The organism is Streptomyces sp. AK02-01A (genome assembly GCF_033795305.1).
Classification (GTDB): Bacteria; Actinomycetota; Actinomycetes; order Streptomycetales; family Streptomycetaceae; genus Streptomyces.
The window spans coordinates 33598-46066 of the sequence record NZ_JARBAE010000001.1; the positions used below are offsets into that span (position 1 = coordinate 33598).

Sequence of the window (12469 nt, forward strand, 5' to 3'; positions counted from 1 at the left end):
TACGCCGGACGTGGCGTACGGGGGATCCGCGGCGCGTTCGCGCAGGCCGCGACGGGACGGACAGCGCGGCGGAGGAGGACCGGCCGCGCCGCGACCGGTCCTCCCGCTCCGGCGCTACTTGACCGCGCCCGCCATCACACCCGTCACGAACTGGCGCTGGAAGGCGAAGAACACCACCAGCGGGATCACCATCGACACGAACGCGCCCGGCGCCAGGACATCGATGTTGTTGCCGAACTGCCGTACCTGCTGCTGGAGCGCCACGGTGATCGGCGGATTCTCGGAGTCCGCGAAGATCAGCGCGACCAGCATGTCGTTCCAGACCCAGAGGAACTGGAAGATGCCGAGCGAGGCGATCGCGGGACCGCCGAGCGGCATCACGACCCGCGTGAACAGCCGTATCTCGCCTGCCCCGTCGAGCCTGGCCGCCTCCAGCAGCTCTCTCGGGATCTCCGCGAAGAAATTCCGCAACAGGAAGATCGCGAACGGCAGACCGAAGGCGACATGGAAGATGACCACGCCGAAGGTCGTCTCGAAGATGCCGACGGCGCCGAACAGCTTCGACACTGGGACCAGCGCGACCTGCACCGGAACCACCAGCAGTCCGACGACCACCAGGAACCACCAGTCGCGGCCCGGGAAGTCCATCCAGGCGAAGGCGTATCCGGCCAGCGAGCCGATCACCACGACCAGGACCGTCGCCGGGACGGTGATCAGGACGGTGGAGAGCAGTGAGTTGGTGATCGTGTCGTTGTCGAGGAGCCGCGTGTAGTTCTCGGTGGTGAGCCGCGCGGGCGCGGTGAAGACCTGCCACCAGCCGCTCGCGCTGATGTCCTGGGAGTCGCGCAGTGAGGAGAACAGCAGTCCGATCGTCGGCATCAGCCAGAACAGGCCGACCAGGATCAGGAAGACGCGCATCGCGCCGCCGCCCGCGCGGGCCGCGATCCGGCCCGCGAGGGACTGTTCCGCCTTGACCGCACCGTCGTTCATGGTCATCGGCGAGTCTCCCTTCGCATGCGCCGGACGTTGAAGAGCATCACCGGGATCACCAGCAGAAGCAGCAGTACGGCGATGGCGCTGCCGACGCCGAGATCCGCGTCGGTGCCGAACGACGAGCGGTAGAGCTGGAGCGCCAGCACATTCGCGTCGTCCTGCGACGAACCGGGCGCGATGATGAAGACCAGGTCGAAGATCTTCAGCACATTGATCATCAGCGTGACCATCACGACCGCGAGAACCGGTGCCAGCAGCGGCACCGTGATCCGGCGGAACACCTGCCACTCGTTGGCGCCGTCCACCCGGGCGGCCTCCAGCAGCTCTCGCGGCACGCTCGCCAGACCGGCCGCGATCAGCACCATCGCGAACCCGGCCCACATCCACAGATAGCTGCCGATGATGGCCGGTGTGACCAGCGAGGGGCCGAGCCAGTCGACACCGTTGTACGGCTCTCTGAAGTTGGCCGCGCCGAGCCTGAGCTGCGCGCCGTCGGCCGCCTCGGGCAGGCTGAACGTACCGTCGGCGCCGGCGGTCGCGGTGGCGACGACCTCGCCGCCCTTGACCGCCTCCACCTTGATGCCCTTGAGGCCGAGCTCCTCGGCGTCGATGACATTGGGTTTGCCGCCGCCGCCTCGCGTGAAGTCCAGCCAGGCCGTGCCGGTGATCCGGCCGTCCTCGGTCTTCGCGGCCCTGGCCGGCCGCGCGTCGGACGGCATCTTGGCGGGCGCGACACCCACCAGCGGAAGCTGGACCTCCGTGCCCGCGCGCACCGGCTCCTTGGTGAGGAAGGCGCCGCCGCCGGCGGCCCTGAGCGGATGCACCGGCAGCGGATGGGCCTTGGGAAAGCCGGCCGACTCGTTGAACGTGTCGTGCACGCCCACCCAGACCGCGTTGGCGACACCACGCTCCGGGTCCTGTTCGTACACCAGCCGGAAGATGATGCCCGAGGCGAGCATCGAGATCGCCATCGGCATGAAGACGATCAGCTTGAAGGCTGTGCCCCAGCGCACCCGTTCGGTGAGCACCGCGAAGATCAGGCCGAGCGCCGTGGCGACGGTGGGCGCCACCACCACCCAGATCGCGTTGTTCTCGACGGCGGTGAGGATGGTGTCGTCGGTGAATATCTCCACGTAGTTGCCGAGTCCGGCGAAGCCGTCACCGGACTTGTCGAAGAAGGACCGGTAGACCGAGAACCCGATCGGGTAGACCACGAGCGCGCCCAGCAGCACCAGCGCGGGCAGCAGGAAGCCGGCCGCGACGAGTTTACGTGTGCCTGTCACGCTCTTGCGTTTGTCCCTGACGGGAGGCACCGGCGCGGTGCCTCCCGTGGCCGCCGACGTCATCGCGTCAGCTCTGGTACGCCTTGGCCGCGGCCGACTCCAGCTCCCGCTGGGCCCCCGCGACGTCCTTCGGGTTCTTCAGGAAGTCCTGGAGCGTCTTCCACTCGCCCTTGCCGGGCGTACCGCCGAACGACTGCGGCATCTGGTCCGACATGTCGAAGCGGAAGTCGTCGCCCGCGGCGATCAGCGCCTTGGCGATGTCACGCTGGACGTCGTTCGGATAGGCGGCGGGGTCCAGGGACTTGTTCGGCGAGACGAAGCCGCCCGCCTCCGCCCAGATCTTCGCCGCGTCGACGGACGCCAGGAAGGTCAGCAGCGCCTGCGCGCCCTTGGTGTCCTTCAGCGCCACGGCCGCGTCGCCGCCCGTCACCACCGGCGAGTCGCTGCCGACCGCAGGGAACGGGAAGACCTTGGCGTCCGTACCGATCTTGGCCTCGGTCTGCGCGATATTGACACCGACGAAGTCGCCTTCGAAGACCATCGCTCCCTTGGGCTGGTCACCACCGGTGAAGGTCTGGGTGACGGACGCCGGGAACTCCGTCTGGAGCGCGCCGTCCGCGCCGCCGGAGATCAGGGCCGGCTTGCCGAAGAGCTGGCCGAGTGTGGTCAGCGCGTCCCGGACCGAGCCGTCGGTCCACTTGATCTCGTGCTGGGCGAGCTGGTCGTACTTCTCCGTGCCCGCCTGGGAGAGATAGATGTTCTCGAACCAGTCGGTGAGGGTCCAGCCGTCCGCGCCGCCGACCGAGACCGGCGTGACGCCGGAGGCCGAGATCGTCTCGGCCGTCGTCAGGAAGTCCTGCCAGGTCTTCGGGACGGTGGCGCCGGCGTTCTCGAAAGCGGCGTTGTTGTACCAGACCAGCGACTTGTTGGCCGCCTTGAAATACACGCCGTACTGCGTGCCGTCCACCGCTCCGAGGTCCTGCCAGCCCTTGCCGTAGTTCTTCGCGAGCTGGGCCTTGGCCTCGGCTCCGGCCGGCTTGGCCCACTTCTTCTCGACGGCCTGCTGGATCGCGCCGACCTGCGGAAGCATCGCCACATCCGGCGGACTGCCACCGGCGATCTTCGTCCCGAGGAAGTTGACGATCGGGTCCTGCGCGGGGACGAAGGTGACCGTCGCTCCGGTGCGCTTCTCGAACTCCGTGAGGACCTTGGTGAAGTTCTCCTGCTCTGGACCGGTCCAGACGGCCGCGACCTCGATCTTCTCGCCGTTCAGCTTGGGCAGTTGGACACCGGCCGCGGGCTCCTTGCTCGCCGTGGTGTCCGAGCCCTTGCCGTCGTCCGAGTCGCCACCGCAGCCGGTGAGTGCCACGGCTCCGGCGGCGACGATGGCCACGGCCGCCCTGCGCGTGCCGAGCGCCGTCCGGCGGACATCAAGAACCCCACGATTTTTGCGAGTTGTGCGCATCACTGCCCCGTCTCTCCCGTGTGCGTACGGATCTACGCATGCGGCACGGCGTCGCCGCCGTGACGTGGCGGCGTCGCTGTCGTCCCGTGCGCACAGTCCTACGCCGCGTGACCGGAGGCCGCAATACCGCGCCAGGTGTCAACTCGTCGATCGTGATGGCCTCGTGACGTGGCGCGACGGACGTAAAGGACCTTCAGGGGTGAGCAGGCGTCAGCGGTGCGACCGGTACGGCGTCGACCGAACGCGCGGCCCGCTCCAGCGCGCTGGCGAGCAGCGCCAGATCCGTCGGGCCGTTGCCGAGCTCCCGGACCGGACGGCGGGCGGGCGGATCACCCATCCGCTCCCACTCCAGCGGCACCACCGTGGGCCGCAGGGTCGCCGTACGCGGAATACGGCCCGTCACCCGGCCGCCCTGGAACGGCGTGACCCGGCCGTCCGGATGACCCAGCCGCCCCCGGCCGGGAGCCGGATCGTCCGGAGCGGGAGCGACGGGCGGCGCGTCCAGCACCACCCGCAGCCGCGCGGCCTGCGCCAGCTCCGTGTCGACCGTGCGGTCGGGCCGGGCCGAGGTCGCCACGAGATGCACGCCCAGGCGCTCGCCCTCCCGGGCCACCGCCTCCAGCGCCCGTACGACGGAACCGGCCGCGGGCCGCCCGGGGCTGCCGAGCGCGGGCGCCACCAGGGCGTCGAAGTCGTCCACGAGGACGACGAGGCGAGGCAGCGCCGCGGCTCCGGTACGGGCGGCGGTGGCACGGAGCCGGAGCGTGCCGCCGGCGGGCGTCTCCGCCTCGCCGAGCTGCCCGGCCCGCCGCCCGCCCGGCTGGTCACCGCCGAGTCCCTCGCCGCGGAGGTGATCGTTACGGAGCTGGTCGGTGCGCGACTCGCCGCGCCGGCCCGCCCGTTGCTCCGCGGCGCTCGCCGTGCGCTGGCCGATCATCCGCTCCGACACCTCCTGCCGGCTGTGCCACTCGGTGAAGTCCAGCCGTCCCAGGAACTCGGCCCGCCGCTTCAGCTCCGCGCCCAGCGCCTGCGCGAACTCCCGCATCCTGACCGGGTCGGAAGCGATCAAATGCTCGGTGACATGCGGCAGTTCCGTACACACGGACAGCCCTTCACCGCGCTCGCCGCCGGCGCCGTCGACCAGCAGCAGTCCCAGCGCGTCGGGCCGCACCGCGGCCGCCAGCGAGGCGGCGACGGACCGGAGCAGCTCCGTACGGCCGCTGCCCGCGGGTCCCTCGATCAGCAGATGCGGTCCCTCGTCCGTCAGATCGACGCTCATCGGGCCACGCGGCCCGGCGCCGAGGACCGCCGTGCAGTGTCCGGTGCGGTCGGCCGCCGACGCCCAACGGGCCATCAGGGACGCCGGAGTGGCGCGGGCCAGCCCCAACTCGTCCAGCAGCCTGGACGATTGCGGCAACGCGGTGACGGGCCGCCCCGGGCTGCTCCCGGCCGCCGTGCGCAGCGGCGCCAGCGCCCGTCCGAAACGCTCCGCCCAGGCGGCCGAGACCGCGTCCACGACGGCGACCGTGCCATGCCCGGAGGGCTGTCCCACCGCCGTCCGCAGCAGCCGCAGCGCGGTGGCGACATCGCCGCTCAGCAGCGCGACCGCGCCGCACTCGCGGAATGGCAGCGACGCGGCGCACGCCGCCTCGTACGTCGCCGCGACCGGGGACAGCGCGGAGGCGGCCGGGGTCTCGGCGAGACAGAGCAGATGGATGCCGGCGGCGGCGCCGGCGGCGGCCAGCCGCGCGGTCGTCTCACGCAGCGCGGCCGTACCGGGATCGCCGTCGACGATCACCACGGTGTACGGCCCCGGGTGGTGTGCGGCGGCCTCCGCGACCAGCCCCGCACCGGCCGAGGCCCAGCCCGGGCCCAGCGGCCCGTCGTCCAGCCTGCGGGTCAGCTCGGCGGTCCTGGCGGCGGACTGCTCCCGGTCGTACGCCAGCAGCAGCCGGCAGTCCTGGCCATGGGCCGGCCGCACCTGCGGCAGCCAGCCGAGCCAGCCCCAGTCCTGTCTGCGCTGCTCCAGGCTTCTCGCCCGGTCCGAGCTGATCAGCACGATCTCCAGATCGGCGGGCGAGTGCAGCGCGGCGAGCTGGGCGACGACCGATCTCGCCAGACCGGTCAGCCGCTCCCTGGGACCGGCCAGCCCCAGCGAACCAGCCTCGCGCAGCGCGACGGTGACCGGCGCGCACGGCAGCGGTCCCGCCTCGTCGGAGGCCGGCCGGTCCGCCGTGCCCAGCCGGACGACGAGCGTCTCCGCGTGGCGGTTGTCGCGCTCCCACAGCCTGGGACCGGGACCGAGCGCGGTCAGCAGCACCTCGGCCGGATCGGGCCAGGTCTCCGGGCGGGCGGCGCGTCCCGTCCCGGCGGGACCCGGCGCGCCGGCGACGGCCTCCGGGACGTCCTCGCCACGGCCTCCGGCGAGCCGCCGAGCCCAGGCTCCTATGCCGCGGCGCCGGCCGGCCGCGTCCAGCGGCTCGCTCTCGCGGGCGGCTGTCTCCTGCCGGTGCGAGCCGGAGGTCCTGCTGTGCGGCTGTGCGCCGTCGTCGGCCGGTCCGCCGCCCGTGTGCGGCTGGGCCTCGTCCGCCGGGCCGGGCGCGGTGGCCCTGCTGTGCGTCCCGCCGCCGCTGTCCAAGGAGCCCGCCGCGGACCCGCGGACGCCGTAGTGCGTGTCGGCGGCGCGCGGATCCGGCACCCGTGGCGGACTGCCCGGGGTGCTGCTGCCGTACTGGAGCCCCGGCGTCCGCGGGCCCTGGGCCGCCCGGCTCTCCGCGTCGACGGCACCACGGGCGCCGGAGGCCGAACCGCCGTGCGTCGGAGCGGGCTCGCGTGCGTACCGCGGTCCGGCCGGGCCGTGTCCTGAGCCGCCCGCGCCCGTCGCGGGATCCGCCGCCTCCCGGTGCTGGGCGCCGGTCTCGGCCGGATACGGGAGCGGTGCCGCGCCGGGCCTGCCGATCCGCAGATGGCCCTCGCCGTCCGGAGCCGTCGGCAGCGCCGGAGCCCGGTCGCCCACGGTGAGCCGCAGCGCGGACTCACCGAGCCGCAGCAGCGCGCCGGGGAGCAGCGGGACCGGCCGCTCGCCGACCGGGACGCCGTCCAGCACCGTGCCGTTCGTCGAGCCGAGGTCCGCGACCGAGACCCGGCCGTCCTCGGTGACCGTCACCGCGCAGTGCAGCCGCGAGACGTCCGGGTCGTCCAGCGGCACATCCGCCTCGGCCGAGCGGCCGATCCTGATCTGCCCGCCGTGCAGCAGATGGACACCGCCCGCGTCAGGTCCCGCGACCACCTGGAGCCGCGCCGGCGCGTCCTCGGCCGGAGCGTCGTCCTCGCCCGGCACCTGGAGGGAGAGCACCGCACCGTCGATCAGCGGCGGTTCGCCCAGGGCGCAGCGCTGCGCGTCGAGCCGCTCCCGGCCGGCGTACAGGACGACGGAGCCCGAGGCGTCGGAGCCGGAGACGGCGGTGGCGAGGCCCGACGCGACGGCGGCCAGCGCCGTCCCGGGCGGAGCGGTGACGAGCACGTCGCACACGCGCCCGGCGCCATGGCCGCTGCGCGGCGCGAGGACGGTCAGCCGGATCTGCATCGCCGTCAGCGGTCCCTTCATGCGCGCGGTGCCCGGCGGGGGAACTGCCCTGCGACGCCCCCCACCACACACGGACGCGTCGTCCGGTACAGGTCGGCACGGGCGGTGCGATTCCCCACTCCACACCTCGCGTGCTGGGGGCATCCTCGCACCTGCCACCGACAACACGCCCGGGGGCCAGCGAGAAGTGATCTTGAATGGTCGGCTGTGCGCCTAAAAATGCCCGATTGGGTACTACTTCCAGGTGACTTGGGGCCGTCGGTACGGTCTCCGGCGGCGCCGTCCGGCAACCGCCGGCGGGACGCGGACGTCCTTCTTCCGAACTGGTTCCTTACCGGTTCCTTCCGAACCACGCCGCGGTGGGAGCGGAAGATGACCGCCCGGTGATCCGTTCGGCCGGTCCACGGCCGGTCTACAGTTGGTCGGAAACCCGGCGGGCCGGACCATCACCCGGCGGGCCCGGGATCTTCAGGAGAAACCGACCAGCAGGGAGCGCATGACGTGCGGCCGGTAGGCAGCAAATACCTGCTTGAGGAGCCGCTCGGACGCGGCGCCACGGGCACCGTCTGGCGAGCCCGCCAGCGCGAGACCGCGGGAGCCGAGGCGGCCGTGCCCGGCCAGCCCGGCGAGACCGTCGCGATCAAGGTCCTCAAGGAGGAGCTGGCGAACGACGCGGACGTGGTGATGCGCTTCCTGCGAGAGCGCTCCGTACTGCTCCGCCTCACCCACCCCAATATCGTCCGCACCCGCGACCTGGTCGTCGAGGGTGATCTCCTCGCGCTCGTCATGGATCTTGTCGACGGTCCGGACCTGCACCGCTATCTGCGCGACAACGGTCCGTTCAGCCCGGTCGCGGCGGCCCTGCTGACCGCCCAGATCGCGGACGCGCTCGCCGCCAGCCACGCCGACGGTGTCGTACACCGGGACCTCAAGCCCGCCAACGTCCTGCTGAAGAACGACGGCGAGCGGCTGTATCCGATGCTCACGGACTTCGGCATAGCGCGCCTGGCGGACTCTCCGGGCCTGACCCGTACGCATGAATTCGTCGGCACTCCCGCCTATGTGGCGCCGGAGTCCGCCGACGGCCGTCCGCAGACCTCCGCCGTGGACATCTACGGCGCCGGCATCCTGCTGTACGAGCTGGTCACGGGACGGCCGCCGTTCGCCGGCGCGACGGCCCTGGAGGTGCTCCACCGCCATCTCAGCGAGGAGCCCCGCCGTCCCACCACCGTGCCCGAGCCGCTGTGGACGGTCATAGAGCGCTGCCTGCGCAAGGACCCGGCCCAGCGGCCCAGCGCCCAGAACCTCGCCCGCGCCCTGCGGACCGTCGCGGCCGGTGTCGGCGTGCACTCCACGCCCGCCCAGGTCGACGCCGCGCTGGCCGTCGGCGCGCTGCTCGCGCCCGACCCGGATCCCGCGCCGGTGCCCGACACGCCGGGCGCCTCCGACCCGACCCAGGTCCTGCCGAGCAACGCCGCCTCCTACGACCCCAACGCGGCCACCAGCGTCATGCCCTCCACCGGACCCGCCGCGTACGGCGGTCCCGGCGCGGGCGCCGCCGATCCGACCGCGGTCATGCCGCCCGTACAGCCGCGTCCCGACGGTCCGCCGGAGCCCGAGGGCCCGCATCCGTGGCAGGGCCAGTTGCAGGCCGCGCGCGACCGCAACGAGCAGACCCAGGTGCAGTACCTGGACCCGAGCCAGGACCCGCTGCGCCGCCGTCCACAGCGGCCCGGCGCTCCTCAGCAGCAGCCGCCCGTACCGCAGCGGCCTCAGCAGCAGCGCTACGCGCCGCCGCCTCAGCAGCAGCAACAGCAGCAGTACGCGCCACCGCCCCAGCAGCAGTACGCGCCGCCACCGCAGCAGCAGTACGCGCCGCCACCGCAGCAGCGGTACGCGCCACCGCAGCCGGCGCCTCAGCCACCCGCGCCCCGTGAGCCGCGCCCGCCCAGGCAGCGCGGCGCCAACCCGATGCGCATCCCGGGCCTCGGCTGTCTGAAGGGCTGTCTGTTCACGCTCGTGCTGCTCTTTGTCGCGGGCTGGCTCGTCTGGGAGCTGACGCCGCTCCAGGGCTGGGTCGCACAGGGCCAGAGCTACTGGTCCGCGATAGGCGATGTGATCTCGAAGGTCACGGACTGGTTCTCGGAGCTGGGCGGCTCGGGCTCGGGCTCGGGCTCCGGCAACGGCTGACGGTCCGGGGCGGGATCCTCCGGACATCGCCGAGGCGCTCGCGCGGCCGGTCCCGTGCCGCGCGGCGCCTCGCGCTCTCCGTCGGCTTTTTCCTCCGTTTTTCCTCCGCCATTTCGCCCGAGGGAGTGGGGCCGGCGCCGATCGTGGCGCGGAGCACCTCGATTCCCGCGTACTTTGATGGGCAACGCCAGCCGCTGAGGGAGCAGTCTTGGCACGGAATATCGGCAGCCGGTACACCGCCCATCAGATCCTGGGACGGGGCAGCGCGGGCACGGTGTGGCTCGGTGAGGGGCCCGAGGGCCCGGTCGCCATCAAGCTCTTGCGTGAGGACCTCGCGTCCGACCAGGAGCTCGTCGGACGCTTCGTCCAGGAGCGCACCGCCCTGCTCGGTCTCGACCATCCCCGGGTGGTCGCCGTCCGCGATCTCGTCGTGGACGGCAACGACCTGGCGCTCGTCATGGAACTGGTGCGCGGCACGGATCTGCGCACCCGGCTCGACCGCGAGCGCAGGCTCGCGCCGGAGGCGGCGGTCGCGATCGTCGCCGATGTCGCCGACGGTCTCGCGGCGGCGCACGCCGCCGGGATCGTCCACCGCGACGTCAAGCCCGAGAACATCCTGCTCGACATGGAGGGCCCGCTCGGGCCCGGCGGCGCGCATCCCGCGCTGCTCACCGACTTCGGTGTCGCCAAGCTGATCGACACACCGCGGCGCACCAAGGCGACCAGGATCATCGGCACCCCGGACTATCTGGCGCCCGAGATCGTCGAGGGCCTGCCGCCGCGCGCGGCCGTCGACATCTACGCGCTGGCCACCGTCCTGTACGAGCTGCTGGCCGGCTTCACGCCGTTCGGCGGCGGTCATCCCGGGGCCGTGCTGCGGCGCCATGTCACCGAGACCGTCGTCCCGCTGCCCGGCATCCCCGAGGAGCTGTGGCAGCTTCTCGTCCAGTGCCTGGCGAAGGCACCGGCCTCCCGGCTGCGCGCCTCCGAGCTGGCGGCCCGGCTGCGCGAACAGCTTCCGCTGCTCGCGGGCATGCCTCCGCTGGACGTGGACGAGCCCGACGCGGAGCCCGCCGAGCAGACGTACGAGGAACCGCGGCCGGCCGAGGCCGAGCGGCCACGCCGCCGCGGCGCGGTACCGCTGGTCCCCGGCGCGGCTCCCGACTCCAACCGGGACACCCATACGAGCATGCGCGTCCCCGGCCCGGACGAGCTGGCGGGCGGTGCCCGGGGCACGGCCCGCGCGCCTCGCTCACCGGGCCAGCGCCGGCCCGGCTCGGCCCGCCACAAGGCCGAGGCCGTCCGCAAGCGCCGTATCACCCTGGGCGCGGTGACGGTCCTGCTGCTCGCGGCCGTGGGTGTCGGCGGCTGGCTGGTCACCAGCGGTGACGGCGAGGACGGAGCTCCGCAGGACTCCAAGCGGACGACGTCACCGGTGCCGTAGCGCTGTCACCGGTGCCGTAGCGCGGTCACCGGTGCCTGGCGCGGCTCCGGGAAACGCGTACGGGCACGGCGGCGGTTCATCACGGCTCGGACAGCGGGGGACGGGTTCCGGCGCTCAGCCGTTACGCTGGTCCCGTGGCAGTCGTCGATGTATCCGAAGAGCTGAAGTCCCTCTCCTCGACCATGGGGTCGATCGAGGCCGTCCTGGACCTCGACAGGCTGAGGGCGGAGATCGCCGTGCTGGAGGAGCAGGCCGCGGTCCCGTCCCTCTGGGACGACCCGGAGGCGGCGCAGAAGATCACCAGCAAGCTTTCGCATCTGCAGGCCGAGGTCCGCAAGACCGAGGCGCTGCGCGGGCGCATCGACGACCTGGAAGTGCTCTTCGAGCTGGCCGACGCCGAGGACGACGCGGACACGCGCGCCGAGGCCGAGTCGGAGCTGGAGTCGGTGCGCAAGGCGCTGGACGAGATGGAGGTCCGCACGCTCCTCTCCGGCGAGTACGACGAGCGTGAGGCGCTCGTCAACATCCGCGCCGAGGCGGGCGGCGTCGACGCCGCGGACTTCGCCGAGCAGCTCCAGCGCATGTATCTGCGCTGGGCCGAGCGGCACGGCTACGGGACCGAGGTCTACGAGACGTCGTACGCGGAGGAGGCCGGCATCAAGTCGACCACCTTCGTCGTCAAGACGCCGTACGCCTACGGCACGCTCTCCGTGGAACAGGGCACTCACCGCCTGGTCCGTATCTCACCCTTCGACAACCAGGGACGCCGCCAGACCTCCTTCGCGGGCGTCGAGGTGCTTCCGGTCGTCGAGTCCAGCGACCATGTCGAGATCGACGAGTCCGAACTGCGCGTGGACGTCTACCGCGCGTCGGGCCCCGGCGGCCAGGGCGTCAACACCACGGACTCCGCGGTCCGGATCACCCACATCCCGACCGGCATCGTCGTCTCCTGTCAGAACGAACGCTCCCAGATCCAGAACAAGGCGAGCGCCATGAACGTCCTCCAGGCGAAGCTGCTGGAACGCCGCCGCCAGGAGGAGCAGGCCAGGATGGACGCGCTCAAGGGCGACGGCGGCAACTCCTGGGGAAACCAGATGCGTTCGTACGTCCTTCATCCTTACCAGATGGTCAAGGATCTGCGGACGGACTTCGAAGTGGGTAATCCGCAGGGTGTACTTGACGGCGAGATCGACGGTTTCCTGGAAGCCGGGATTCGCTGGCGCAAGCAGCAGGACAAGTAATCTCGCGCTTTGTCGACAAGCTGAGCTTTGTCGACAAGCTCACAGGATAACCAGCGAACTGCCGCCTACCGGGCGGCAGTTCGCGTTTATGTCACAGTTGCAACCGCACGCGCCGGACAACTGGCTCGATTCCGGTCATCGCGCGCGCAACGTCCTTGACGCGTATATGAAAACTGGGAAAGCTGGCGCGTGGCATGCGTATTTCTGGGGCGCGTGTGACCGGGGGCGGAGCACACGGACCCCCATGGCCGCTGCCCCGGACGCTGC

7 protein-coding genes are annotated in these 12469 nt (G+C 72.1%); 3 read left to right on the forward strand and 4 right to left on the reverse strand.

Annotated features, from left to right (window positions below; genetic code table 11):
- Positions 1-114 precede the first annotated feature (114 nt).
- The 4 genes from PV679_RS00135 to PV679_RS00150 all read right to left on the reverse strand — a co-directional run bounded on the left by PV679_RS00135 (position 115) and on the right by PV679_RS00150 (position 7327).
- Positions 115-996 (reverse strand): carbohydrate ABC transporter permease, encoded by an 882-nt coding sequence (locus PV679_RS00135; protein WP_319678085.1) that lies wholly within the window; start codon positions 994-996, stop codon positions 115-117.
- Positions 993-2339 (reverse strand): sugar ABC transporter permease, encoded by a 1347-nt coding sequence (locus tag PV679_RS00140; protein ID WP_319678086.1) that lies wholly within the window; start codon positions 2337-2339, stop codon positions 993-995. Before PV679_RS00140 ends, PV679_RS00135 begins: the two co-directional genes overlap by 4 nt.
- Before the next feature lie 4 nt (positions 2340-2343).
- Positions 2344-3741 (reverse strand): ABC transporter substrate-binding protein, encoded by a 1398-nt coding sequence (locus PV679_RS00145; protein WP_319678087.1) that lies wholly within the window; start codon positions 3739-3741, stop codon positions 2344-2346.
- A gap of 193 nt (positions 3742-3934) precedes the next feature.
- Positions 3935-7327: an FtsK/SpoIIIE domain-containing protein gene (locus PV679_RS00150; RefSeq protein ID WP_319678488.1), complete on the reverse strand. Its 3393-nt coding sequence runs from the start codon at positions 7325-7327 to the stop codon at positions 3935-3937.
- Positions 7328-7828: 501 nt separating this feature from the next.
- Between PV679_RS00150 and PV679_RS00155 the strand changes: the two genes are divergently transcribed.
- From PV679_RS00155 to prfB, 3 genes are all read left to right on the forward strand, one after another.
- Positions 7829-9517, forward strand: a complete 1689-nt coding sequence (locus tag PV679_RS00155) for a serine/threonine-protein kinase (RefSeq protein WP_319678088.1) — start codon at positions 7829-7831, stop codon at positions 9515-9517.
- Positions 9518-9725: 208 nt separating this feature from the next.
- Positions 9726-10961, forward strand: a complete 1236-nt coding sequence (locus PV679_RS00160) for a protein kinase domain-containing protein (RefSeq protein ID WP_319678089.1) — start codon at positions 9726-9728, stop codon at positions 10959-10961.
- A 134-nt stretch (positions 10962-11095) separates the two neighbouring features.
- Positions 11096-12202, forward strand: coding sequence for a peptide chain release factor 2 (gene prfB / locus PV679_RS00165; RefSeq protein ID WP_319678090.1), 1107 nt, complete (start codon positions 11096-11098; stop codon positions 12200-12202).
- The last annotated feature ends 267 nt before the right edge of the window (positions 12203-12469 follow it).

Excerpts from the sequence above, each read along its gene's own strand:
- PV679_RS00135 (WP_319678085.1), bottom strand. The coding sequence starts at position 996 with ATGACCATGAACGACGGTGCGGTCAAGGCGGAACAGTCCCTCGCGGGC.
- PV679_RS00140 (WP_319678086.1), bottom strand. The coding sequence starts at position 2,339 with ATGACGTCGGCGGCCACGGGAGGCACCGCGCCGGTGCCTCCCGTCAGG.
- PV679_RS00145 (WP_319678087.1), bottom strand. The coding sequence starts at position 3,741 with ATGCGCACAACTCGCAAAAATCGTGGGGTTCTTGATGTCCGCCGGACG.
- PV679_RS00150 (WP_319678488.1), bottom strand. The coding sequence starts at position 7,327 with ATGCAGATCCGGCTGACCGTCCTCGCGCCGCGCAGCGGCCATGGCGCC.